Source organism: Roseomonas sp. USHLN139, assembly GCF_037145735.1.
Lineage (GTDB): Bacteria > Pseudomonadota > Alphaproteobacteria > Acetobacterales > Acetobacteraceae > Pseudoroseomonas.
Genome location: NZ_JBBCWY010000016.1, coordinates 24535 through 48943 on the forward strand (window position 1 = coordinate 24535; position 24409 = coordinate 48943).

23 protein-coding genes and 1 pseudogene are annotated in these 24409 nt (G+C 72.1%); 15 read left to right on the forward strand and 9 right to left on the reverse strand.

The features are described 5' to 3' along the window. Positions 1–198: 198 nt before the first annotated feature. From WFI16_RS25000 to WFI16_RS25060, 13 genes are all read left to right on the forward strand, one after another. A complete protein-coding gene (locus tag WFI16_RS25000; RefSeq protein WP_419900583.1) occupies positions 199–987 on the forward strand; it encodes an SIMPL domain-containing protein in 789 nt (262 codons plus the stop codon). A 104-nt stretch (positions 988–1091) separates the two neighbouring features. Next, positions 1092–1970 carry a DMT family transporter gene (locus tag WFI16_RS25005; RefSeq protein ID WP_419900584.1) on the forward strand — a complete coding sequence of 293 codons (879 nt, stop codon included), beginning with the start codon at positions 1092–1094 and terminating at the stop codon, positions 1968–1970. Between the two features lie 163 nt (positions 1971–2133). Beyond that, the gene (locus WFI16_RS25010) at positions 2134–2856 is read left to right on the forward strand and encodes a class I SAM-dependent methyltransferase (protein WP_419900585.1); all 723 of its coding nucleotides are present in this window, start codon (positions 2134–2136) and stop codon (positions 2854–2856) included. Positions 2857–3425: 569 nt separating this feature from the next. After that, positions 3426–4259, forward strand: a complete 834-nt coding sequence (gene coxB, locus WFI16_RS25015; protein ID WP_419900586.1) for a cytochrome c oxidase subunit II — start codon at positions 3426–3428, stop codon at positions 4257–4259. A gap of 46 nt (positions 4260–4305) precedes the next feature. Continuing rightward, complete coding sequence (ctaD, locus tag WFI16_RS25020; protein ID WP_419900587.1) at positions 4306–5907, forward strand: cytochrome c oxidase subunit I; 1602 nt, start codon at positions 4306–4308, stop codon at positions 5905–5907. A 64-nt stretch (positions 5908–5971) separates the two neighbouring features. Further along, positions 5972–6904: a heme o synthase gene (locus WFI16_RS25025; RefSeq protein WP_419900610.1), complete on the forward strand. Its 933-nt coding sequence runs from the start codon at positions 5972–5974 to the stop codon at positions 6902–6904. Beyond that, a complete protein-coding gene (locus tag WFI16_RS25030) occupies positions 6901–7074 on the forward strand; it encodes a hypothetical protein (protein ID WP_419900588.1) in 174 nt (57 codons plus the stop codon). The genes WFI16_RS25025 and WFI16_RS25030 overlap by 4 nt, the downstream gene beginning before the upstream one ends. 23 nt (positions 7075–7097) lie before the next feature. Then, positions 7098–7766: a cytochrome c oxidase assembly protein gene (locus WFI16_RS25035; RefSeq protein ID WP_419900589.1), complete on the forward strand. Its 669-nt coding sequence runs from the start codon at positions 7098–7100 to the stop codon at positions 7764–7766. 105 nt (positions 7767–7871) lie between these two features. Continuing rightward, positions 7872–8723, forward strand: a complete 852-nt coding sequence (locus WFI16_RS25040; protein WP_419900590.1) for a cytochrome c oxidase subunit 3 — start codon at positions 7872–7874, stop codon at positions 8721–8723. A gap of 61 nt (positions 8724–8784) precedes the next feature. Beyond that, the gene (locus WFI16_RS25045; RefSeq protein WP_419900591.1) at positions 8785–9486 is read left to right on the forward strand and encodes an SURF1 family protein; all 702 of its coding nucleotides are present in this window, start codon (positions 8785–8787) and stop codon (positions 9484–9486) included. Beyond that, on the forward strand, positions 9470–10951 hold the full coding sequence (locus tag WFI16_RS25050; protein ID WP_419900592.1) for a carboxypeptidase M32: 1482 nt from the start codon (positions 9470–9472) through the stop codon (positions 10949–10951). The genes WFI16_RS25045 and WFI16_RS25050 overlap by 17 nt, the downstream gene beginning before the upstream one ends. Positions 10952–11069: 118 nt before the next feature. Continuing rightward, positions 11070–12500, forward strand: coding sequence for an amidohydrolase (locus WFI16_RS25055; protein WP_419900593.1), 1431 nt, complete (start codon positions 11070–11072; stop codon positions 12498–12500). Between the two features lie 32 nt (positions 12501–12532). After that, positions 12533–14101: an ABC transporter substrate-binding protein gene (locus tag WFI16_RS25060; RefSeq protein ID WP_419900594.1), complete on the forward strand. Its 1569-nt coding sequence runs from the start codon at positions 12533–12535 to the stop codon at positions 14099–14101. 160 nt (positions 14102–14261) lie between these two features. On the opposite strand, the gene lpxK is transcribed toward WFI16_RS25060, so the two are convergent. The 3 genes from lpxK to WFI16_RS25075 are packed head-to-tail and all read right to left on the reverse strand — an operon-like array spanning position 14262 to position 17287. Then, a complete protein-coding gene (lpxK, locus tag WFI16_RS25065; RefSeq protein WP_419900595.1) occupies positions 14262–15251 on the reverse strand; it encodes a tetraacyldisaccharide 4'-kinase in 990 nt (329 codons plus the stop codon). A 24-nt stretch (positions 15252–15275) separates the two neighbouring features. Beyond that, on the reverse strand, positions 15276–16583 hold the full coding sequence (locus WFI16_RS25070) for a 3-deoxy-D-manno-octulosonic acid transferase (protein WP_419900596.1): 1308 nt from the start codon (positions 16581–16583) through the stop codon (positions 15276–15278). Continuing rightward, on the reverse strand, positions 16580–17287 hold the full coding sequence (locus tag WFI16_RS25075; RefSeq protein ID WP_419900597.1) for a lysophospholipid acyltransferase family protein: 708 nt from the start codon (positions 17285–17287) through the stop codon (positions 16580–16582). The genes WFI16_RS25070 and WFI16_RS25075 overlap by 4 nt, the downstream gene beginning before the upstream one ends. Before the next feature lie 156 nt (positions 17288–17443). On the opposite strand from WFI16_RS25075, the gene WFI16_RS25080 reads away from it, so the two are divergent. Then, complete coding sequence (locus tag WFI16_RS25080) at positions 17444–18499, forward strand: AbrB family transcriptional regulator (RefSeq protein ID WP_419900598.1); 1056 nt, start codon at positions 17444–17446, stop codon at positions 18497–18499. An 81-nt stretch (positions 18500–18580) separates the two neighbouring features. Here WFI16_RS25080 and pyp read toward each other — a convergent pair whose 3' ends face one another. Both pyp and WFI16_RS25090 read right to left on the reverse strand, forming a co-directional pair. Continuing rightward, the gene (gene pyp / locus WFI16_RS25085; protein ID WP_419900599.1) at positions 18581–18970 is read right to left on the reverse strand and encodes a photoactive yellow protein; all 390 of its coding nucleotides are present in this window, start codon (positions 18968–18970) and stop codon (positions 18581–18583) included. A gap of 198 nt (positions 18971–19168) precedes the next feature. Then, positions 19169–19852, reverse strand: coding sequence for an NnrU family protein (locus tag WFI16_RS25090; protein ID WP_419900600.1), 684 nt, complete (start codon positions 19850–19852; stop codon positions 19169–19171). A 73-nt stretch (positions 19853–19925) separates the two neighbouring features. On the opposite strand from WFI16_RS25090, the gene WFI16_RS25095 reads away from it, so the two are divergent. Further along, positions 19926–20447 (forward strand): TetR/AcrR family transcriptional regulator, encoded by a 522-nt coding sequence (locus tag WFI16_RS25095; RefSeq protein WP_419900601.1) that lies wholly within the window; start codon positions 19926–19928, stop codon positions 20445–20447. A 63-nt stretch (positions 20448–20510) separates the two neighbouring features. Here WFI16_RS25095 and WFI16_RS25100 read toward each other — a convergent pair whose 3' ends face one another. The 4 genes and pseudogenes from WFI16_RS25100 to WFI16_RS25115 form a co-directional block, all read right to left on the reverse strand. Then, positions 20511–20963 carry a 23S rRNA (pseudouridine(1915)-N(3))-methyltransferase RlmH gene (locus WFI16_RS25100; protein WP_419900611.1) on the reverse strand — a complete coding sequence of 151 codons (453 nt, stop codon included), beginning with the start codon at positions 20961–20963 and terminating at the stop codon, positions 20511–20513. Between the two features lie 173 nt (positions 20964–21136). After that, positions 21137–21478 (reverse strand): annotated as a pseudogene (rsfS, locus tag WFI16_RS25105) (ribosome silencing factor); the annotation flags it as partial. 987 nt (positions 21479–22465) lie between these two features. Continuing rightward, a complete protein-coding gene (locus tag WFI16_RS25110; protein ID WP_419900602.1) occupies positions 22466–23122 on the reverse strand; it encodes a nicotinate-nucleotide adenylyltransferase in 657 nt (218 codons plus the stop codon). A gap of 19 nt (positions 23123–23141) precedes the next feature. Continuing rightward, positions 23142–24395: a glutamate-5-semialdehyde dehydrogenase gene (locus WFI16_RS25115; RefSeq protein WP_419900603.1), complete on the reverse strand. Its 1254-nt coding sequence runs from the start codon at positions 24393–24395 to the stop codon at positions 23142–23144. Between the last annotated feature and the right edge of the window lie 14 nt (positions 24396–24409).

Sequence of the window (24409 nt, forward strand, 5' to 3'; positions counted from 1 at the left end):
AGGGGCGGGGCAGGGGCATTGCATCTTCCGATACCCGGCATCAGGCCGGAAGCCGTTGCGGATCGCTGCGCCAAGTGGGTCTGACTCCGGCGCAGCAGAAGGGGGCGGCGATTTTTCTGGCCAAAGCGTGACCGCCCGCGGGCTGGCGACCGACGCCCCTGACCCCGATATCCTGCGGAAAAGCCAGGAGAACCGCCGATGTCCCGTCCGTCCCCCCTGCTGCTCGCCGCCCTGCTGGCGCCGGCCCTGCTCGCGACCCCGGTCCTCGCCCAGACCAGTGCGCCCGGCGCTGCGCCCGGAACGGCGGCGGGCACCGTCCCGGGCGCCTTGGCAGAGGCCGCCCCGCCCGCGGCCGGCCGCGCCGGTCGTGCCGGGCAGTCCGCCCGTCGCACGGTGCTGGCGCTGAGCGAGACCGCCGAGGTCCGCCGCGCCCCGGACGAGGTGCAGGCCGAGCTGCGCGCCGAGGCCCGCGCCGGCAATGCCGCCGCCGCCCAGGCGGCGCTGAACGCCGCCATGGAGAAGGCCCTGGCGACCGCCAAGGCGGTGAACGGCGTCACCGCCACCACCGGCGCCTACTGGACCAGCCGCAACGAGGAGAACCGGCAATGGGTGGCGACCCAGAGCCTGCGACTGCGCGGCGCCGAGGCCGCCCCGCTGCTCGAGCTGGTCGGTAGCCTGCAGGAGCAGCGCCTGGCCATGAGCGAGCTCGGCTGGTCGCTGTCCCGCCCGCAGGAGCAGGCGGCGCGGCAGGAGGCCGAGCGCATGGCCATCGCCGCTTTGCGGGCGCGCGCCGAGGCGGTGGCCGGCCAGCTCGGCCTGAAGGTCGCCGCCATCCGCCGGCTGCAGCTGGGCGAGACCGAGCGGCCGCAGCCGCGCATGATGGCGCTGGCCATGGCCCGGCGCGACGCCGCCCCGGCCCCCGTCTCGGCTCCCGAGGATGTGATCGTACGGGCGACGGTCTCGGCCGAGATCCTGCTGACCCCCTGATCCTGCGGGGTGGCGGCGGAATTGATGGCGAAAGCGCCGCGCGGTGGCTGCCCGGCGCGGCGGGGCGGTGGCATGCTCGGCGGGACACCATGATCACAGGGTAAATGTCCGCCACCGTCGCCGGCATCGGCCTGCAGCTCCTGGCCATCGCGCTGTTCGTGGCGATGGACACCACCGTGAAGGCGATGACGGCGGAATTCGCCGTCGCGCAGCTGATGTTCTGCCGCTTCGTGGTGCATGTGGCCTTCGTCGCCCTCCTGCTGCGGATCCTCAGCGGTCCGCTGCCCTGGCGGTCGAAGGCGCCGGTCCAGCAGATCCTGCGCAGCCTCTGCCTGGCCGGCGCCAACTACATGTTTTCCCACGCGCTGGCGCATGTGCCGCTGGCCGATGCGACGGCGGTGAACTTCGCCTCGCCGCTGCTGACCGTGGCGCTGGCGGCGCTCTGGCTGGGCGAGAGCGTCGGCTGGCGGCGCTGGCTCGGCATCGGCATCGGGCTGGTCGGCGTGCTGGTGGCGCTGCGGCCGCCCTTCCTGACCGGCGGGCCGCTGCCGCCGGCGGCGATGCTGCTGCCGCTGGGGACGGCAGCGATCTATGCCGTCTACCAGATCATGACCCGGCGGCTGGCGGCGATCGACGACCCGCGCACCACCATCCTGCACACCGGGGTCGCGGCCGCCGTGGTCACCGCCCTGGCGCAGCCCTTCGTCTGGACCTGGCCGGCGACCGGCTGGGGCTGGACCGGGCTGGCGGTGCTCGGCGCGCTGGGCGGGGTCGGCCATGCGCTGCTGGTGATGGCCTTTGCCCGGGCGCCGGCCAGCCTGCTGGCGCCGCTGAGCTACACCCAGCTGGTCTGGGCGGTGCTGGCCTCGATGCTGGTCTTCAACGACTGGCCGGATGGCTGGACCCTGGCCGGGGCGGTGATCATCGCCGCGGGCGGCGTGCTGGTGGTCCTGCCGGCGCGGCCGGCCACGGCGAGGCGATGATGCGGCGATGATCTCGGCCGATCGGCCGTCATTCGGCGTGCGGCCGATCAACCGTCAGCGAGCCGCAGCGTTGCAGCCCCGTCACCCCTGGGGCCCGCAATGACGCGGCGGCTTGCGCCGGAAGCGCCGAGCGGGTAGCGGAATGCGGGCGCGAGGACAGGGAATGGCCACGACATTCGGAACACCGCGGCAGCAGCCGGCGGAACAGGCGCTGCGGGACCACCCGCGCGCGGCGCTCGATGCCAATTCGGTGCGGGACGCCTATCGCCGCTGGGCGGGGGTTTATGACGCGGTCTTCGGGGGGGTCTCCTCCTATGGCCGCCGGCGGGCGGTCGCGGCGGTCAACCGCCTGCCCGGCACGCGCGTGCTGGAGGTGGGGGTGGGCACCGGCCTGGCCCTGCCGCGCTACCGCGGCGACAAGCGCGTGGTCGGCATTGACCTGTCGCGCGAGATGCTGCTGAAGGCGGAGGAGCGGGTGCGCGAGGAGCGTCTCGCCCATGTCGAGGGGCTGCTCGAGATGGATGCCGAGCAGATGGCCTTCCGCGACGGCGCCTTCGACATCGCGGTGGCGATGTTCACCGCCTCGGTGGTGCCGGACGCCAAGAAGCTGATGGCCGAGATGCAGCGCGTCGTCCGCCCGGGCGGTCACCTGCTGTTCGTCAACCATTTTGCCGCCGAGGCCGGGCCGCGCTGGTGGGTCGAGCGCACCATGGCGCCGCTGTCGCGGATCCTCGGCTGGCATCCGGACTTCGCCTTCGCCGACCTGTTCGACCGCGAGAAGGTGCAGGTCGAGGAGATCCAGCCCTGCCCGCCGGCCGGGTTGTTCACCCTGGTGCATCTGCGCAACGCCGCGCCGGGTGCGTTGGCGGTCGCCGCCGCGGCCTGAGGTTTTTTTCGCGGCCGGAGATGGCGAGGGGGCGTCCGCCAGGGCGCCCCTTTTTGCATGGCCGCGCGCCTGCTGCTGGCTTGGCGCCCGGCCGGGCTTCGCTGCGCGAATCGAAGGATCCGCAGCAGGGATTGTTACACCGTTCATCCTGACAATTGTTCCTGGAAGCGTGCCTGGCCGGGCCGTGTCCGGCGTGCCGCCGCGGAAAAGCGGCCCGTCGCGCCGCCGGCAGGGCGACCGGTGCCCCTTCATTCCCCCGGCATCCCTTGTGCGGGGCGGCAGGGGGCGACTATGGTCTGCCAAACGCTTCTCCTCCGCTCCCCAGCGGGGGAGGGTGGCTGGGCCGTGCGGTGCGGCCTGGCTCGGGATAGCGCAGACATGCGCGGCCTGCGCCCCGGTTGGGTGCAAGGGATAACGGGCGGACGGGATAGGGAATGCGGCGGTCGATCGTTTCGCGCTTCGCAGGTTTGGCGGCCACTCTCGGGGTGGCGGCGACCTCCTTGCTGAACGGGGCGGCTGCCCTGGCCCAGGCTCCTGCTGCTCAGGCGGCTCCCGGAAGTGAGGCGCCGATGATCGGCCAGCCGCACAACTGGGCGATGTCGCTGCAGCAGGCGGCGGGGCCCATCAAGGAAAGCATCCACGACTTCAACCAGCTGGTGCTCTGGATCATCGTGATCATCACGATCTTCGTGGGCCTGCTGATGATCTACGCCATGTGGCGCTTCCGCGCCGCGGCGAACCCGGTGCCCAGCCGCACCAGCCACCACACGATGCTCGAGATCGCCTGGACCGTGGTGCCGGTGCTGATCCTGATCGCCATCGCGGTGCCGTCCTTCCGCCTGATCTACTACCAGGACCGGGCGCGCGACGCCGAGCTGACGGTCAACGTGACCGGCCGGCAGTGGTACTGGCACTATGCCTATCCGGACCAGGGCAACTTCGCCTTCGACAGCTATCCGATCCAGGAAGCCGATCTGAAGCCGGAGCTCGGCCATCTGCGGAACCTGTCGGTGGACGAGCCGATGATGATCCCGGTGGGCAAGGACATCCGCATCATCACCACCGGCCAGGACGTGATCCACAGCTTCTTCGTGCCGAGCCTCGGCGTGCAGAAGTACACGATCCCGGGCCGCACCATGGAGACCTGGCTGCGCGCCGACCGGGTCGGCACCTTCTATGGCCAGTGCAACCAGATCTGCGGCACCAACCACTGGTTCATGCCGATCGTGGTGAAGGCCGTGCCGCAGGCCGAGTTCGACGCCTGGGTGGCGAGCGCCAAGCAGCGCTTCGCCCAGGGCGAAGGCGCCCCCGCCCAGGTCGCCGCGGCGCCGGCGGCCGCCCTCCCGGCGGCGGCCTCCCAGGACCCCGAGGCCGGCACGCAGCTGGCGCAGCTTGGCCGCTGACGCGGCCTCACGAGACGGTACGAGATAGCGGGACGGACGGACAAACATGGCGACCGCGTCACACACGCATGACGATCATGGCCACGGCCATCACGACCACACGCCAGGCTTCGTGGCGCGCTGGTTCTTCAGCACGAACCACAAAGACATCGGCATCCTCTACATCATCTTCGCGGTGCTGGCGGCTTTCGTGGGTGTCGGCCTCTCGCTGCTGATGCGCATCGAGCTGCAGTCGCCGGGGATGCAGATCTTCGCCGACGGCCAGGCCTGGAACGTGGCGGTCACCGCGCATGGCGTGGTCATGGTGTTCTACGTGATCATGCCGGCGCTGATCGGCGGCTTCGGCAACTACTTCGTGCCGATCATGATCGGCGCCCCCGACATGGCCTTCCCGCGGCTGAACAACATCAGCTTCTGGCTGCTGGTGCCGGCGCTGATGCTGGCCGTCGGCAGCCTGTTCGTGGGCGGCGCCGGCACCGGCTGGACGCTGTACCCGCCGCTGTCGAACAGCACCTACCAGTCGGGCATGGGCCTCGACATGGCGCTGTTCAGCCTGCACCTGGCGGGCGCCAGCTCGATCCTGGGCGCGGCCAACTTCATCACCACCATCTTCAACATGCGCGCCCCCGGCATGACGCTGCACAAGATGCCGCTGTTCGTGTGGGGCATGCTGGTCACCGCCTTCCTGCTGCTGCTCTCGGTGCCGGTGCTCGGCGGCGCGATCACCATGCTGATCACCGACCGCAACTTCGGCACGGCCTTCTTCGACCCGGCCGGCGGCGGCGACCCGGTGCTGTTCCAGCACCTGTTCTGGTTCTTCGGCCACCCCGAAGTCTACATCATGATCCTGCCGGGCTTCGGCATCATCAGCCACGTGCTGTCGACCTTCAGCCGCAAGCCGATCTTCGGCTATCTCGGCATGGCCTATGCCATGGTGGCGATCGGCGTGGTCGGCTTCGTGGTCTGGGCGCACCACATGTTCACCTCGGGCATCTCGGTGGACACGCGGGCCTACTTCATGGCGGCGACGATGATCATCGCCGTGCCGACCGGCATCAAGATCTTCTCCTGGATCGCCACGATCTGGGGCGGCTCGATCACCTTCAAGACGCCGATGCTCTTCGCCCTCGGCTTCATCTTCCTGTTCACCATGGGCGGCGTGACCGGCGTGAAGCTGGCCAATGCCAGCATCGACGTCATCCTGCACAACACCTATTACGTCGTGGCGCACTTCCACTACGTGCTGTCGCTGGGCGCGGTGTTCTCGATCTATGCCGGCTTCTACTACTGGATCGGCAAGATGAGCGGGAAGCAGTATCCGGAGCGCTGGGGCCAGATCCACTTCTGGATGACCTTCATCGGCGTCAACCTGACCTTCTTCCCGATGCACTTCCTGGGCGCCCAGGGCATGCCGCGCCGCTACCCGGATTATCCGGACGCCTTTGCCGGCTGGAACCTGATCGCCAGCCTGGGCGCCTATGTCTCGGTGGCATCCTTCCTGGTGTTCATCTATGTCTGCTTCCGCACCCTGATGGGCTCCGAGAAGGCCGCGGCCAATCCCTGGGGTGAGGGTGCCACGACGCTGGAATGGCAGGTCTCTTCGCCGCCGCCCTTCCACACCTTCGACGAACTGCCCCGCATCCGCTGAGCGGGCCTCCCTACCAGGGTTTGCAAGTCTGATGAGCGAAAGCGCGATCAAGACCGATATCCAGATGGGGGGGGCTTCGGCCCCCCTCGGCACATCGGGCGAGCTTGACCTGAGCGAGGTGCGCGACTGGGTCGCGCTGCTCAAGCCGAGGGTCATGTCGCTGGTGGTCTTCACCGGCCTGGTCGGGCTGCTGGTGGCGCCGGGGGTGATCCATCCGGTGCTGGCGGCGACCGCCATCCTCTGCATCGCGGTGGCCGCCGGCGCCTCGGGCGCCATCAACATGTGGTATGACCGCGACATCGACGCGGTGATGCGGCGCACCGCCAACCGGCCGATCCCGGCCGGGCGCATCCGCCCCGAGGCGGCGCTGAGCTTCGGCATCTTCCTGGCGATCGGCTCGGTGGTCGTCATGGGGCTGGCCACCAACTGGGTGGCGGGCGCCGTGCTGGCCGGCTCGATCGGCTTCTACGTCTTCATCTACACCATGTGGCTGAAGCGCCGGACGCCGCAGAACATCGTCATCGGCGGCGCCGCCGGCGCCTTCCCGCCGGCGATCGGCTGGGCGGCGGTGACCGGTAGCCTCGGGATCGAGGCGCTGGTGATGTTCGCCATCATCTTCGTCTGGACGCCGCCGCATTTCTGGTCGCTGGCGCTCTTCGCCAATGGCGACTACCAGCGCGCCGGCGTGCCGATGCTGCCGGTGGTGGCCGGCGCCAAGGAGACGCGGCGGCAGATCTGGCTCTACAGCCTGGTGATGGCGCCGCTCGGCCTGCTGCCGACGCTGATCGGCATGGCTGGCCTGGCCTATGGCGCGGCCGCGCTGGTGCTGGGCGGCTTCTTCCTGGAAGCCATGTGGCGGGTGAAGCAGGACGTGCAGGACGCCGAAGGGCGGAGCCTGAGCAACGACGCGCCGGCGCGCTATGCCTTCAAGTTCTCGATCCTCTATCTGTTCCTGCTCTTCGCGGCGCTGGCCGCCGACCGGATGATCTTTGGATGACCGCCGCCCCGAAGCCGATGCCCGGCGCCCCGACCGGCATGACCGATGACGAGAAGAAGGCCTTCATCCGGCGGCGGCGCGGGCGGAACTGGGCGGTGATGCTGGCGCTGCTGGCGCTGGTCGGCCTGTTCTACTTCGTCGCCATGGCCCGCATGTCGGTCAGCGGCTGAGCCGGGATCGGGGGAGGGACGCCATGCCGCAACACCGGCCGCAAGACCCGCAGCTCGCCCGCCGCAACCGGCGGGTGGCGCTCGGCGCCGCCGTGGTGGTGGGGGGGATGCTCGGCCTCTCCTTCGCCGCCGTGCCGCTCTACACCCTGTTCTGCGCCGTCACCGGCTATGGCGGCACGCCGATGATCGGCGGCCCCGGCGCGCCGGGGGCCGCCGCCGATGCGCGGACCATGACCATCCGCTTCAGCGCCAATACCCATCCGGGCCTGCCCTGGCGCTTCCAGCCGGGCCAGAACAGCATGCAGGTCAAGCCGGGGGAGGAGGCGCTCGCCTTCTACACCGCGGCCAGCCAGTCGAACGGGCCGTCCACCGGCATCTCGACCTACAATGTGACGCCGGAGATCGCCGGGCCGTATTTCCACAAGGTGCATTGCTTCTGCTTCGACGAGCAGACGCTGGCGGCCGGCCAGCAGGCCGAGATGCCGATCTCCTTCTGGGTCGATCCGAAGATCGCCGAGAATCCGGAGACGCGTGACATCCGCACGATCACCTTGAACTACACCTTCTTCCGCACCCTGGCGGATGCCGAGCGGGCCGGGGCGCTTGCCAAGGCCGGGCCGCATGTCGGCCGGGCCAGCGATGCCACGCCGGTCAGCCAGCCCGCCGGGTCAAGCCCCAGATCCATTCCGTGACAGGCTTGATCCCCAAGCGTTTTTGGGGATTGATGCCAGGCACTGGCGGGCTGCCCCGCCAAGCCAAGTAAGACAGTTCCCCTGCAGTCGAGTCCAGGAAGCCCCATGGCCAGCAGCACCCCGACGGTGGAAGCCGACCACCCGCCCGCGAACAAGCACCCCTACCACCTGGTCGATCCCAGCCCCTGGCCGCTGACCTCGTCCTTCGCCGCGGGGCTGATGCTGTTCGGCATCATCCTCTTCGCGCAGAAGGGCATCCACTGGGTCTTCGGCGTCGGCCTGCTCGGCGTGCTGGTCTCGATGTATTTCTGGTTCCGCGACGTGGTGCGCGAGGCGCGGACGCCGGGCATCCACACCTCGGTGGTGCGGCTGGGCATGCGCTACGGCATGCTGCTGTTCATCGCTTCCGAGGTGATGTTCTTCGTCGCCTTCTTCTGGGCCTATTTCCACTTCGCCCTCTACCCGGAGCATGTCGCGGGCGCCGCCAAGGCGGTCTGGCCGCCGGCCGGCATCCACACCTTCGACCCGTTCCACCTGCCGCTGCTGAACACGCTGATCCTGCTGCTCTCGGGCTGCACCGTGACCTGGGCGCACCATGCGCTGATCGAGGGTGACCGCAAGGGGCTGCTGCAGGGCCTGGGCCTGACCGTGCTGCTCGGCATGACCTTCACCTTCTTCCAGGCGGTGGAATATGCCGAGGCGCCCTTTGCCTTCCATGGCGGCGGCATCTACCCCTCGGTCTTCTTCCTGGCCACCGGCTTCCACGGCTTCCACGTGATCGTCGGCACCATCTTCCTGGCGGTCTGCTGGTTCCGCGCCAAGGCCGGCCACTTCACCCCGCAGCGCCATTTCGGCTTCGAGGCCGCCGCCTGGTACTGGCACTTCGTCGACGTGGTGTGGCTGTTCCTCTTCGTCTGCGTCTACGTGCTGGGCGCCGGCGAGCTCGTGCAGCACTGACGCTGCACCGCCCGGGACCGCTGCCGGTCCCGGGCCTTTCCCTGATGCATCGCCTCTCCTGATGACCGCCTGGCGACGCCTGCGCCTGCCGCTCCTGGCGGGGCTGCCGGTCTTCCTCATCCTGCTGGGGCTCGGCACCTGGCAGTGGCAGCGTCTGCAGTGGAAGACGGCGCTGCTGGCGGAGCTCGCCAGCGCCGAGGCCGGCCCGGCCCGCCCGCTGGACGACGCCACCCCCACCCCCTGGACCAAGGTTTTTTCCAATGGCCGCTTCCGGCATGACCGGGAAGCGCTGCTGGGACTTGAGGTGCGCGGCGGGGTGCTGGGTGCCCAGCTGCTGACGCCGCTGGAGCGCGACGGCGCCGCCCCCCTGCTGGTGGTGCGCGGCTGGGTGCCGCTGGAGGGCAATGCGCCCCTCGACCGGCCGGCAGGCCCGGTCCGCGTCGAAGGCTATCTGCGCCCTGGCGAGACCGCGGATTCCTTCGCCGCCCGCGACGACCTCGCAAAGAAGCGCTTCTACACCCTGGACCCGGCGGTGATCGGCCCCGCCATCGGTCAGCCCGGCCTCGCGCCCTTCGCCCTGGTGGCGCTGGGCGCCACGCCGCCGGGCGTGCTGCCGGCAACGGCGCAGAGCCTGCCGCGGCCAGCCAACAACCATCTGGGCTATGTCATCACCTGGTACGGGCTGGCCCTGGCCGAGCTCGGCGTGTTCATCACCTTTGCCCGCCGCCGCCTGAAGGAGCCCGCCGATGAACCCCGCCTATGACCGCCTGAAGGCCCGCTTCGCCCGCATCGGCGCGCTGGGCGAGGCGCAGTCGATGCTGCATTGGGATGCCGCCGCGGTGATGCCGCCGGGCGGCGCGGCGGCGCGGGGCGAGCAGCTGGCGACCCTGGCCGGCCTGGCGCACCAGCTGATGACCGAGCCGGGCCTGGCCGCTGACCTGGCCGAGGCGGAAGCCGCCGGCGACTGGGACAGCGCCAATCTCGAGCTGATGCGCCACGCCCAGGCGCGCGCCACCGCTTTGCCGGGCGACTTGGTCGAGGCCAGCGCCCGCGCCAATGCCGCCTGCGAGACCGTCTGGCGCGACGCGCGGGCGAAATCCGATTTCGCGATGGTCCGCCCGCTTCTGGAAGAGGTGGTGCGGCTGCAGCGGGAGACGGCGGCGGCGCTCTCGGCGGTCAGCGGCCTCTCGCCCTATGACTCGCTGATGGAGAGCTACCAGCGCGGCATCGGCGCCGGCGATGTCGAGCCGATCTTCTCGGCCTATGAAAGCTTCCTCGCCGAGGCCCTGCCGCGGGCCGAGGAGATCCAGGCCCGCCAGCCGGCGCCGCGCGAGCCCGCCGGCCCCTTCGCCACCGCCACCCAGCAGACGCTGTGCCGCGAGCTGGCCGGGCGCGTCGGCCTCGACTTCGCCCATGCGCGGCTGGACGAGAGCCTGCATCCCTTCTGCGGCGGCACGCCGACCGATGTGCGCATCACCACCCGCTACACCCCCGACAGTTTCGCCCAGGCGCTGCTCGGCGTGCTGCACGAGACCGGCCACGCCATGTATGAGCGCGGCCTGCCGCCGGATTTCGCCCGCCAGCCGGTGGGCGGGGCGGCGGGGATGGCGGCGCATGAATCGCAGAGCCTGATCGTCGAGATGCAGGCGGCCCGCTCCGAGGCCTTCCTGTCCTATCTGGGCCGCAAGCTGCCGGAGGTCTTCGGCGAGGACCCCGCCTATGCGCCGGAGAATCTCGGCCGGCTGTGGCGCCGGGTGGAGCGCGGTTTTATTCGTGTCGACGCCGGGGAAATCAGCTACCCCGCCCATGTTATCCTGCGCTTCCGGCTGGAGCGGGCGCTGATCGGCGGCGAGCTGGCGGTGGCCGACCTGCCCGGCGCCTGGAACGAGGGTTTCTCGCGGTTGCTGGGCCGCGCGGTGCCGGATGATGCGCGCGGCTGCCTGCAGGACATCCACTGGCATGACGGTGCCTTCGGCTATTTCCCGTCCTATACGCTGGGCGCCATGGCCGCCGCGCAGCTGATGCAGGCCGTGCGGCAGGCGGTGCCTGACGTCGACGCGGCCCTGGCCGAGGGCGATTTTTCCCCGATGATGGCCTGGCTGCGCGAGAAGGTGCACAGCCAGGGCTCGCGCCTGGGCTTCCAGGACCTGTTGCGGCATGCGACGGGCAAGCCTTTGGACCCGTCCGACTTCATGGCGCATCTGCGCGCCCGTTACCTGGCGGATTGATCGCGGGGTCCGGGGGGATCGTATCCCCCCGGCGGGGGCCAGGGGGCGGCGCCCCCTGTCTTTCTTTTCTGCTGCCTGTTTATAACCCGGGAAACGCTGTTCCCCGGGGGATCCCGCCGTGAAGAATTCCGACGCCGTCTGGCGCCATGTCGAGTCGCGCCGCGACCGTTACAACGACCTCAGCGACACCGTCTGGGGCATGCCCGAGCTCAACTATGCCGAGCATCGTTCCGCCGCCGAGCATGCCGCCCTGCTGCGCGAGGAGGGCTTCCGGGTGACCGAGGGCGTCGCTGGCATCCCGACCGCGGTGATGGGCGAGGCGGGCGACGAGGGCCCGGTGATCGCCATCCTCGGCGAATACGACGCGCTGCCGGGCCTCAGCCAGGAGGCCGGCGTCGCCGAGCACCGCCCGATCGAGGCCGGCGGGCATGGCCATGGCTGCGGCCACAACCTGCTGGGCTCGGCCTCGCTGCTGGCGGCGGCGGCGGTGAAGGACTGGCTGGCCGAGCGGGGCCTGAAGGGCCGCGTCCGCTACTATGGCTGCCCGGCCGAGGAGGGCGGCTCGGCCAAGGGCTTCATGGTGCGCGACGGCGCCTTCGACGATGTCGACATCGCCATCTGCTGGCACCCGGCGGCTTTCTCCGGCGTCAACAAGCCGCGCTCGCTGGCCTGCATGGAGGTCGATTTTTCTTTCACCGGCCGCTCCAGCCATGCGGCCGCCGCGCCGCATCTGGGCCGCTCGGCGTTGGATGCGGTCGAGCTGATGAATGTCGGCGTCAACTACATGCGCGAGCACATGCCGAGCCATGCCCGCATCCATTACGCGCTGCAGGATGCCGGCGGCATCGCGCCCAACGTCGTCCAGGGCAAGGCGCGGGTGCGCTACCTGGTGCGCTCGCTGACCATGGCCGAGGTGCTTTCCCTGCTGGAGCGCGTCAAGAAGATCGCCCAGGGCGCCAGCCTGATGACCGAGACGCAGGTGACGCATCGCGTGCTCAGCGCCGATGCCGAGCTGGTGGCCAACCCGCCGCTGGAGCAGGCGATGGAGGAAGCCTTCCTGCATCTCGGCGCGCCGGCCTTCGACGAGGCCGACAAGGATTTCGCCCGCGCCATCCAGGCGACGCTGACGCCGGCCGAGATCGACGCCGCCTATCGCCGTGCCGGTCTGGCCCCGATCCCCGGCGAGGTGCTGGCCGAGCGGCTGGTGCCGCTCTCGGCGCCGGAGCCGGCGGGCATCGGCTCGACCGATGTCGGCACGGTCAGCTGGAAGGTGCCGACCGTGCAGGCGCGCGGCGCCACCTATGCCATCGGCACGCCGGGCCATTCCTGGCAGCTGGTCGCGCAGGGCAAGGCGCCGGCGGCGCACAAGGGCCTGGAGCACGTGGCCAAGGTGATGGCGGCGACCGCCACGCAGGTCTTCGAGGACCCGGGCCTGCTGGCCCGGGCGCGCGCCGACCACGCCGCCCGCACCGCCGAGATGCCCGACGTCTTCCCGATCCCCAAGGACGTGCCGCCGCCGCTCGACATGGCCGGCACGGCGCAGGCCTGATGCCGATCCTCTCCCCGCAGCGGAGCGCCCGCATGACCCCCCGCCTCATCGCCGCCGCCCTGGCGGCCGTCGCGCTGGCGACGCCGGCTCTCGCCGATGACCTGCGCATCGGCCTCTCGGCGCCGGTGACCTCGATCGACCCGCATTTCGCCAATGCGGCGCCGAACTCCTCCTTCGCGCGGCACATCTTCGACCCGCTGGTGGTGCGCGGCACCGATGGCCGGCCGATGCCCAACCTGGCGCTGTCCTGGACCGCGCTGGAGGACAATCTCTGGGAGTTCAAGCTCCGCCCCGGCGTCACCTGGCATGACGGCAAGCCCTTCACCGCCGATGACGTGGCCTTCAGCTTCAACCGCGCGCCGAACGTGCCGAACAGCCCGGCCAGCTTCGGCGGCGCGCTGCGCACCGTGGCCAGGGTCGAGGTGGTCGACCCGCTGACGCTGCGCATCACCACCTCGGCGCCGACGCCCAACCTGCCGATCGACCTGACCGCCATCGCCATCGTCTCCCGCCATGTCGGCGAGGGCGCGACCACCGCCGACTATAATGCCGGCAAGGCCGCCATCGGCACCGGCCCCTTCCGCCTGCTGAGCTACAGCGCCGGCTCCTCCATCGAGGTCGAGCGCAACCCGGCCTGGTGGGGCCCGAAGCAGGACTGGGACAAGGTCACCTTCCGCATCATCCCCAATCCCGGCGCCCGCACCGCGGCGCTGCTCTCGGGCGATGTCGAGCTGATCGCCGCGCCCTCCGCCTCCGACCTGCCGCGGCTGCGTGGCGACCAGAACGTGCGGATCTTCGAGCGCCAGGGCTCGCGCGCGCTGTTCCTCTCGCCGGATTTCAGCCGCGAGGGCAGCTCGCCCTTCATCACCGACAATGAGGGCAAGCCGCTGGCCGGCAATCCGATGCGCGACCTGCGGGTGCGCCAGGCGCTGTCGCTGGCGATCAGCCGCCAGGGCCTGGCCGAGCGGGTGCAGCAGGGCATGGCGGAAGCCACCGGCCAGTGGATGCCGCCCGGCGCCTTCGGCCACAACCCGGCCATCCCGGTGCCGCAGCAGGACCTGGCCCGCGCCCGCGCCCTGCTGGCCGAGGCCGGCTTCCCCAATGGCTTCCGCCTGACGCTGCATGCCAGCAACGACCGCTACCCGGCCGACGGCCAGACCGCCCAGGCCGTCGCGCAGATGTGGAGCCGCATCGGCGTCGCCACCACGGTCGAGGCGCTGCCCTTCTCCACCTACCTGACCCGGCTGGCCAAGCAGGAATACTCGATGGTGCAGAACAGCTGGGGCAGCACCACCGGCGAGGCCGGCAGCGTGCTGCTGAACATCGTCCACAGCTACGACGCGCCGCGCCGCCTGGGCGCCAGCAACGACACCCGCTACGTCAATCCGGACCTCGACCGGATGATCGAGGAGGCGCTGTCCACCATGGACCCGGCCGAGCGCGAGCGGCGGGTCGCGGCGGCGGTGAAGGCCTCGGTCGACGACCTGGCGCTGATCCCGATGATCCTGTTCAAGGCCGCCTGGGCCGCCCGCCGGCCGCTGACCTACGAGCCGCGCATGGATGAGCAGACGCTGGTCATGGGGATCAGGCGGGAGCGGTAAGCCATGGCAGCCGGCCGTCAGGCCGGCTGAGGCCGCGAAGGCGGCCCGCGCCCGGTGGTGCGGAAGCCAAGCCCGCGGAGCGGGCGCCGGCGTCTGAGGCAAAGAAAAGGCCGGGGGAAGGAATTCCCCCGGACCCCCATCTTTTTTCTGTCAGACAGAATTACGCGGGAACCGGCACCCTCTGCGCCAGGGGATCGAGCAAGGTCTCGATCGCGGTCGGCTCCTCCCAGGCCAGCTTCACGGTCAGCACGGTCACCCGGCTGCGGAAGGCGGGCGGGATGCGGACATAGTCCTTGGCCGTGGTCACCGGGATGGCACGCAGCGCCTCGGCCTGCTCCAGCAGCTCGCGCAGGTCGCTGGCATCGAAGGGATAATGGTCGGCATAGGCCATGCGGCCGGCCAGCACCGCGCCAGCCGATTGCAGGCTGGTGAAGAACTTGCGCGGATTGCCGATGCCGCAGAAGGCGAAGACCGGCTGGCCAGCCAGCAGCTCCGCCTCCGGCCCCGGCACCTGGCGGGCGCGCAGCACCGGCAGGTTCGGCGGCAGCATGTCGAGCGCCCCGGTCTCGTCCTCGCCGATCAGCACCGCCGCGCGGCAGCGCGCCGCCGCGGCATGCACCGGCTCGCGCAGCGGCCCCGCGGGAATGATCCGCCCGTTGCCGAAGCCGAAATTGCCGTCGACGACGAGAAGGGAAAGATCCTTCACCAGGCCGGGATTCTGCAGCCCGTCATCCATGATGATCGCCTGGGCATGGGCGGCGACCGCCGCCTGGCCGCCGGCGGCACGGTCGCCGGCCACCCAGGTCGGGCGGGTCGCGGCCAGCAGCAGCGCCTCGTCGCCCACCGCCTGGCTGTCATGCTGCACCGGGTCGACCAGCACCGGCCCCTTCAGCTTGCCGCCATAGCCGCGGGTCAGGAAATGCGTCGCCACGCCACGGTTCGACAGCCGCTGCCCCAGGTCGAGGGCCACCACCGTCTTGCCCGAGCCGCCGGCCGTGGCATTGCCGCAGCAGATCACCGGCACGGGCGCCTGCCAGCCCGGCTTGGCCACCCGCCGGGCGGTGGCGGCGGCATAGATCGCGGCGATGGGGGACAGGAGCAGGGGCGCAATTCCCCCGCTGCCCCCGTTCCAGAAGTCGGGTGCGCGCATCCGGCTGAGACCTGTCCTCTCTCTTTAGGCGTCGCGGGCGACCGGCATGGCGCCAGTGCCGAAAGGCAGCATGTCGAGGATCGCGGAGGCCAGCTTCCCCGGCAGGTGGGAGGCATCCTCGGCGATCGTGGCCGCCGCCTGGGCCATGGCCCGGGCGCGACCGGCATCGGATAGCACGTCTGCGGCGGCCTCGGCCAGCGTGGCGCTGTCCTGCACCCGGCGGGCGCCGCCGGCGGCGATCAGCGCCTCGGCCAGCTCGCGCACATGCTCGGTATGCGGGCCGATCAGGATCGGGCAGCCGAGCCGGGCGGCCTCCAGCGGATTGTGCCCGCCCTTGGGCACCAGGCTGGCGCCGACGAAGGCGACCCCCGAGAGCCGCAGGAACAGCCCGAGCTCGCCCAGCGTATCGACCAGATAGAGGTCGCAGTCGCGCCCCGGCAGCCCGCCGGCGCTGCGCTGGATCGCCGCTCCGAAGGGCGCGGCCAGCGCCAGCACCTCTGGCGCCCGCGCCGGGTGGCGCGGCGCGATCAGGGTCAGCAGGTCCGGGAAGCGGGCGCGCAGCGCCGCATGCGCCTCCAGCACCGCCTGCTCCTCGCCCGGATGGGTGCTGGCGCCGAACAGGACCGGGCGTTCGCCGATCAGCGCGCGCAGCCGGGCGAGCTCGGCCGGATCGGCCGGCAGCGGCTCGGCGGCGGCCTTCAGCGAACCCCAGAACACCGCCCCCTCGGCGCCGAGCGCCCGCAGCCGGGCCAGGTCGTCCAGGCTCTGCGCCACCACCAGCCGGAAGCGCGACAGCATCTCGCGCGCCAGGCCCGGCGCCCAGCGCCACAGCCGCGCCGAGCGCGGCGAGATCCGCGCATTGATCAGCGCCGCCGGCACGCCGCGCCGGGCCAGCGCCGCGGAGATGTTCGGCCAGAGCTCGCTCTCGACGAAGACCGCGCCATCCGGCCGCCAGCCGTCGAGGAAGGTCTCCGCCCAGCGCGGCACGTCGAGCGGCGCGAAGCGGTGGATCACCCGCGGCGCCAGCGCCTCCGGCAGGCGCTGCGCCAGCAGGGTGGCGGCGGTGACGGTGCCGGTGGTGACCAGCAGGTGCAGCGCCGGCGCCCGCTCCAGCAGCGCCCGCATCAGCGGCAGCAGGGACAGCGTCTCGCCGACGCTGGCGCCGTGCAGCCAGAGCAGCGGGCCGGGCGGGCGGTCGGCGTCCAGGCCGCGGCGCTCGGCCAGCCGCGCCGGCACCTCCTTGCCGCGGCGGGCGCGCAGCCGCAGCCAGTGCGGCAGCACCGGGGCCATCGCGCTGCCCAGCAGCCCGCTGGCGCGGCCCAGCAGGCTCACAGGCGTCGCTCCTCCATCGGCGTCCCGGCCGTCCAGGCATCGGCGGTGTCGCAGGCGGCGTTCAGCGCGGCCTCGATCGCCGGGATGGCGCCGGCCGGGTCGTCGCGCGGCACGGTGATGGGCGGGCCGCAGACCAGCACGGCACGGCCGAAGGGCAGCGGCAGCATCATGCGGTCCCAGCTGGGCAGCAGCCGGTGCCGCGTGCTCGCCGCCGCGGTCGGCAGCACCGGCACGTCGCCCAGCGCCGCGATCATCGCGACGCCCTCGGCCGCCCGGCGGCGCGGCCCGCGCGGGCCGTCCGGGGTGATGGCCACCGGGCTGCCGCCCTTCAGCACCTTGAGCAGGCTGCGCATGCCGGCCGCCCCGCCACGCGAGGTCGAGCCATGCACCATCACCAGGCGGAAGCGCGAGACCACCTCGCCGATGAAGCGGCCGTCGCGGTGCTGCGAGACCAGCACATGCGGCTGCCAGTCGGCGGCGCCGGGGAACAGCTTGTGGGTGGCCGTCCAGAGCATCGGCATCATCGGCAGCCGCTCGTGCCAGAAGGCGATGATCGCCGGCTGATTGGCCAGGGCATGGGCCTCGATGTGCCCGGCGCCGACCAGCGACCAGCGCGAGGTACGATAGCAGAAGCCGAGATAGGCGCTGAGCAGCCGGGCCAGCACGATCTGCGTGCGCGGGTGGCGGATCAGTTTGCGGAGCATGGGGCGTCGCGGTTCGTCACAATGGCGGCCCTAGCACAGCTGTGGCCAGGGCGGAAATGAACCGCGCTCCACGCGGGGGTCGGTGGCCAAACCACGCCGGCTTCTTGTGCATTGCAGCACGTTGTCATCCCTGACCCAGCCTCTAGGCTGGCGGCGATGCGACTCCCGATCCCCGCCCCCGCCGCGCTGCTGCCGCATCTGCTGTGCCTGGCGCTGTCCGGCCTGGGCGGCGCGCTGTTCTTCCGCCTGGGCACGCCGCTGCCCTGGCTGCTCGGCGGCATGCTGTTCGTGGCGATCGGCCAGCTGGCCGGGCTGCGGCTCGCCGCCTGGCGGCCGGCGCGCAACCTCGGCATGCTGGTGATCGGCGCGGCGCTGGGCCTGTTCTTCACGCCCGAGGCGGCCGGGCACCTGGCGCAGCGGGCGCCGCTGGTGGTGGGGGCGGCGCTGGCGACGCTGCTGCTCGGCGTGCTGCTGTCGCCGCTGCTGGCGCGGCTTGGCCGGCTGGACCGGGCTTCCGCGCTGTTCGGCTCGATCCCCGGTGGCGTTGCCGAGATGAGCGTGCTGGGCGAATCCTACGGCGCCCGCCCGATCGCTGTCGCCATCATCCAGCTGCTGCGCGTGGTCGGCGTGGTCGTGCTGGTGCCGAGCGCCTTCGCCGCCCTCGGCGTCGCCGGGCACGTGCCCTCCGCCGCGCTGGCGCATCCGCTGGTGCCGCTCGGCTTCCTCGGCCTGGTCCTGGGCGGGCTGCTGGCCACCGGGCTGCTGATCCGCCTCGGCGTGCGCAATGCCTGGCTGCTGGGCGGCCTGTTCGTCAGCCTGGGCCTGACCGCGACCGGCCATGCGGTGACCGGCATCCCCGGCTGGATCACCGCCATCGCCCAGGTGGCGCTGGGCGCGCAGCTCGGCGCGCAGTTCGAGCGGGCCGCGCTGCTGGGCAGCGGCCGGCTGCTGGGGGCGGCGATCCTGCACGTGCTGCTGCTGACCGGGCTCTGCGCCGCGCTGGGGGCGGCGCTGACCCTGGTCTCCGGCATCGACCTGGCGACGCTGGTGCTGGCCACCGCCCCGGGCGGCGTCGCCGAGATGTCGCTGACCGCCAAGATCCTGCTGCTCGACGTGCCGGTGGTGGTGGCCTTCCACCTGGTGCGCATCGCCATGACGGCGATGCTGGTGCAGCCCTGCAGCGTGCTGCTGCGCCGCTGGGGCTTCCTCTGAGCGGGCAGGGGGCCAGAGACCCCGCCCGGCCGGTGCCCTCAGGCACCGTCGAGCGGCCAGTGGGCTGCCGCGCCCGGCCGGTCAGAGGCGCTTGACGAAGACCCAGTAGGTGTCGCCGATCAGCGCCTTCTTCATGTGCACCTTGACCCGGGTCGGCTTCATGTTGTGGTCGAAGGTGTACTCGATCATCGTGTTGAGGTCGCCGGCGGCGACGCCCTTGTCGAAGACGCCCTTGAAGGCCGGCGTGTTGGTGCAGGGCGCGACGTCGGTGAAGAAGTTGCTGCCGATCACCGCCTGCGGGTCGCGGCCGGTGATGGCGCCTTCCGCGGCGTTGTAGCGCAGGATCTTGCCGGTCCGGTCCAGCTCGACCGCGCCGAAGGCCAGCTGGTCGATGGCCGCGGCCGACATCTTGGAAAGCACGTTGTCGATGTCGGCTTTGCCGAAGCCGACGATGTCCATCATTCCGCTCATGGCGTCTTCTCCCCAGGGCTGTCCGCACGGCGGTCTTCCGGCGGCTGCGCGGTATGAAGTCGTCACATTGACGGTTTGCTAACGGATTGGTTCATTTTACTTGGATATCCGGCTTCGTTATTGCCTGAATTCTTCTGGAAAAGTCTCATATTTGCGCCCCTGGTGCCGATTGCTTGCCTGTCAATCCCGGCACCGCCTCTATCCCGCCATCGGCGGCAGCAGCGCCGCGCCGAACAGCAGCCCGTGCCCCAGCAGCAGCCCCAGCCAGAGGGCCAGGGCCAGCAGCGGCGCCGGCCAGCCGATCTCGGCCGGGCGGAACGGCGCGCGGCCGGCCAGGATCGCGGCGAAGGGCAGGATCGAGCTGCCGGCCGCCATCCCGCGCCAGGCAGCCGGATCGCGCCGCGCCAGCTTGGCGTCGATCGAGGGCATCCCGGCCAGCGCCACCAGGCCGAGGCTGCCGAAGAACAGCAGGCTGGCCAGGTCGCCGCGCGCCTGCAGGTGCAGCGCCGCCCAGAGCGCGAAGGACCACAGCATCGGGTGGCGGGTGACCCGCTGCAGCCCGCGTGGCCCCTGCGCCAGCAGGCGCTCGCCGCCGACCGCGGTGGGGTTGGGCCGGGTCAGGGCGCCGGCGAAGAGCAGCAGCACCGGCAGCATGCCGGCGATGGCCAGGCCGCGGGCGAAGGAGGGCGGCGTCCAGAGCGGCACCCAGGGGGCGGCGCGCCAGGCCAGGATCAGCCCGGCCAGGCTGGCGGCGGAGAGCAGGGAGAACAGGCCGCGGAAGCCGGCCTCGCCGAGCCGGGCGGCGAGCGGCGTGCGGCCGCGCCCGGCGATCAGCCCATGCAGGCCGATCCAGGCGAGGGCGGCGAGCGACAGGAGAAGCATCGGGGAGCTCCCTTGCCCGCGATGGAGGGCGGGGCGATGTTGGCGGCGACAACATCGAGGATTGATGTGGGCGATGTCAACATCGAAGGAGCCCTATCACCACGGCGATCTGCGCCCGGCGCTGCTGGCGGCGGCCGAGGCGCTGCTGGTGGCGGGGGGCCCGGCCGGGCTGTCGCTGCGCGCGGTGGCGCGGGCGGCGGGGGTGTCGCACAACGCGCCCTACCGGCATTTCGCCAGCCGCGAGGCGCTGCTGGCGGCGCTGGCGGCGGAGGGTTTCGGGCGGCTGGGCGCGGCCTTGCGGCAGGCCGGCGGGCTGGCCGGGCAGGGGCGGGCCTATCTGGCCTTTGCCGCCGAACACCCGGCGCTGTACCGGCTGATGTTCGGGGCGGAGCTGCAGGGGACGTCGCATCCGGCGCTGCGGGAGGCGGCGGCCGGGGCTTTCGCCGCGCTGGCCGGGGTGGCGGCCGACCGATCGACGGCGCTGGCGGCCTGGGCGCTGGTGCATGGCCTGGCCGGCCTGCGCGCCGACGGCCACTGGCCCGCCGATGTCGATCCCCTTGCCGTCCTCAGCATCGCGATCCCGGCCAAGCCCTGACGCGGCAGCACGGACAGAAGAAAGAGGGGGGTCCGGGGGAATTCCTTCCCCCGGATTCTTTTTCTACGGCCGCCAGCCCCGGTGGTACGGATGGTTGGCCTTGATCGCCTGGGCCCGGTAGAGCTGCTCGGCGAGCATCCCGCGCACCAGGAAATGCGGCCAGGTCATCGGCCCCAGCGACAGCCGCTGGTCGGCGCGCGCCTGCACGGCGGGGTCCAGCCCCTCGGCGCCGCCGATGACGAAGGCCAGGCTTTTCCCCGATTCCTCCCAGCGGGCCAGCAGGGCGGCCAGCCCCTCGCTGTCCGGCATGTGGCCGCCGAGGTCCATGGCCACCACCAGGGCGCCGGCCGGCAGGGCGGCGAGCAGGGCCTCGCCTTCCCGCCGCCTGACTTCCGCGGGCGAGCCGCGCCCCTCGGCGATTTCCTTGACGCCGAGGGGCGGGCGCAGCCGCGCATTGTGCTGGGCGAAGAGATCCGCCTCCGGACCGGGCTTGATCCGGCCGACGGCGACCAGCAGCGGCGCGCGGCTCAGCCGCGGCCCTCCGCGTCCTCGTCGTCGCCCTCGTCCATGCCGCCGTCGAGGGCGTCGCCGTCGAGATCCTCCTCCTCGTCATCCGCGTAGTCGGCGGCGGTCAGCGAGGGCAGGGGGGTGTCGTCGGCCAGGGTGTCGTCCTCGCCGGGCGGCGGGCTGTCGGGGCCCCACATCTTCTCCAGCCGGTAGTTGGCGCGGGCCTCCGGCTTGAACAGGTGGACGATCAGGTCGCCGGCATCGAGCAGCACCCAGTCGGGCGAGGTCTCGGTGCGGATGCGGCGGATGCCGTGCTCGCCCAGCACCTTGTCCAGATGCGCGGCCATCGCCTGGATCTGGCGGTCGGCCAGGCCGGTGGCGACGACCATGCGGTCGGCGAAGGCCGAGCGGCTGGCGATGTCGAGCACCACCACATCCTCGGCCTTGTCATCCTCCAGGCTGGCGACGGTGGCCTTGACCAGCAGCTCGATCTGGTTGGGGTCGAGCTTGGCGCGCTGCGGCATCTTGCGCGGCTTGCGGGTGGCGGCCGGCTTCTCGGCGGCCTTGGCGGGCTTCGCCGGCTTGGCGACGGGCTTGCCGGCGGCCGGGTTCACCGTGGCGCCCTTGCGGGCCGGCGGCCTGGCCTGGGCGGCGGCGGCCTTGGACGCGCTGGCCTTGCTCGCTGCGAGCTGGCGGATGGCCGGAGCGCTGCGGGCGGGCTTGGCGGCGGCGCTGCGGGTCGGCTTGGCAGCGGCGGTGGCGCGGGCCGGACGGGCGTCCGACTTCGGCGCAGCAGCGCGGGCCGGCTTGGCAGCGGCGGAGGCGCGGGCCGGACGGGCCTCTGGCTTCGGCGCGGCGCTGCGGGCGGGCTTCGCGGCGGCGGCGGCGCGGGCCGGACGGGCGTCCGACTTCGGCGCGGCGCTGCGGGTCGGCTTCGCGGCGGCGGCGGCGCGGGCCGGACGGGCCTCTGGCTTCGACGCGACGCTGCGGGTCGGCTTGGCAGCGGCGGTGGCGCGGGCCGGACGAGCCTCTGGCTTCGACGCGGCGCTGCGGGTGGGCTTCGCGGCAGCGGTGGCGCGGGCCGGACGAGCGTCCGCCTTCGGCGCGGCGCTGCGGGTCGGCTTCGCGGCAGCGGCGGCGCGGGCCGGACGGGCGTCCGACTTCGGCGCGGCGCTGCGGGTCGGCTTCGCGGCAGCAGTGGCGCGGGCCGGACGGGCGTCAGCCTTCGGCGCGGCGCTGCGCGTCGGCTTGGCGGCGGCGGCCGTCTTCGGCTTGGGCGGCGCGACGCGGGTCGGCTGCTTCAGCGCCGGCGCCGCCTTGCCGGGCTTGCGCGGCGCGGGGGAGGGGCGCGTCGCCGTGGTGGCCTTGCGGCGGGCCTGTTCGGGGGTCTTCGGGTTGCGGGCGATGGCGGCCTCCTGTCGGCAGTCCATGGGTTTCTTGAAAGAAGTCTTCTGGGCGGGTGTATGGCGCGAACCGAGGCCCCGGGGCCAGCACCGAAAATGCGCCAGCGCTCAGCCGGGCCGCAATCCTGCCCGGCGCAATTGTTCCGGCGCGACCGGTGCGGCGGCCGCGGCCGCCGCCTGGCGCAGCGCGGTGGCGCTGGCCGGGTGTTCCGGCGCCGGCACCAGCGCCCAGCCGGGCGGGCCGTCCTGCAGCAGCGCGCCCGGCGCCCGGCGATGGCGCCGCAGCCGCGCGGCGGCCGCCCCGTGCAGCGCCCGCCGCGTCCAGCCTGGCCGCGGCAGCACCGCCAGCGGGGTGCGCGCCGCCAGCCGCCGCCAGTCGCGCCATTTCGGCAGCTGCCACAGATTGTCGGCGCCGATGATCCAGACGAATCGGGCGCGCGGGAACAATTGCTGCAGCCGCTGCAGCGTGCGGGCGCTGTAGCGCTGGCCGATGGCGGCCTCGATGCCGCTGGCCAGCAGCCGCACCCCGTCGCCGATCCTTTGCGCCGAGGCCAGCCGCTCGGCGAAGGGCGCCATGCCGGCACGCGGCTTCAGCGGATTGCCCGGCGAGACCAGCAGCCAGACCTGGTCCAGCCGCAGCGCCTTGAGCGCGTGCAGCGCGACATGGCGGTGGCCGTCATGGGCGGGGTTGAAGCTGCCGCCCAGCAGGCCGATGCGGATCCGCCGCCGATCCCCCCAGCGCCCCGGTTTCTTTCCAGTGTTCATCGAGGCGTGGAGCGTGTCGTCAGGGCCGGGTCTGGCCGGTGCCGGTGATGCGGTAGCGATAGGTGCAGAGCTGCTCCAGCCCGACCGGGCCGCGCGCATGCAGCCGGCCCGTCGCGATACCGATCTCGGCGCCGAAGCCGAACTCGCCGCCGTCGCAGAACTGCGTCGAGGCATTCCACAGCCCGACCGCCGAATCGATGCCGTTCAGGAAGACCTCGGCGGCGGCGGCATCCTCGGCGACGATGCATTCGGTGTGCTCGCTGCCATGGCGGCGGATATGCGCCAGCGCTTCCTCGACACCGTCGACCACCTTCACCGAGAGGATGGCATCGAGCCATTCGGTGGAGAAATCCGCCTCGCTCGCCGGCGGCAGCGCGGGCATCAGGGCGAGCGCCCGGGCATCGGCGCGGAAGCTGCAGCCCAGGGCAGCAAGGTCGGCGACCAGCAGCGGCAGCAGCGAGGGCGCGATGCCCGAGTCGATCAGCAGCGTCTCGGTGGCGCCGCAGACGCCGGTGCGGCGCATCTTGGCATTGGCCAGGATGGCGCGCGCCATCGCCGGGTCGGCGCTGGCATGGATGTAGGTGTGGCAGAGGCCCTCGGCATGGGCGAGGACCGGCACCCGCGCCTCCTCCATCACCCGGGTCACCAGCCCCTTGCCGCCGCGCGGGATGATCAGGTCGATCACCCCCGCCGCGCGCAGCATGGCGCCGACGAAGGCGCGGTCCTGGGTGGGGGCGATCTGCACGGCGCCCTCGGGGAGCCCCGCTTCGCGCAGCCCGTCCAGGATGCAGGCATGGATGGCGGCGGCCGAGCGGGCGCCCTCGCTGCCGCCGCGCAGGATCACCGCCGAGCCCGCCTTCAGGCAGAGGCCGGCGGCATCCGCCGTGACGTTGGGCCGGCTCTCATAGATCATGCCGATGACGCCGAGCGGCTGCGCCACGCGGCGGATCACCAGACCATTGGGGCGGGTCCATTCCGCCAGCACGCGGCCGACCGGATCGGGCAGCGCGGCGATCTCCTCCAGGCCCACCGCCATCGCCTCGACCCGCGCCGGGTTCAGCGTCAGCCGGTCCAGGAAGGAGCCGGTCAGCCCGGTCGCCGCCGCGAGGTCGGCGGCATTGGCCTCGAGGATGGTGCGGGCCTTGGCGCGCAGGCTGGCGGCGGCGGCCAGCAGGGCCCGGTCCTTCGACGGTCGATCCGCACGCGCGAGCTGGCCGGCCGCCGCGCGGGCGGGGCTGGCGAGGGCGGCGATGGGATCGGCGATGAGGTTCACGGGATGCGCTCTCT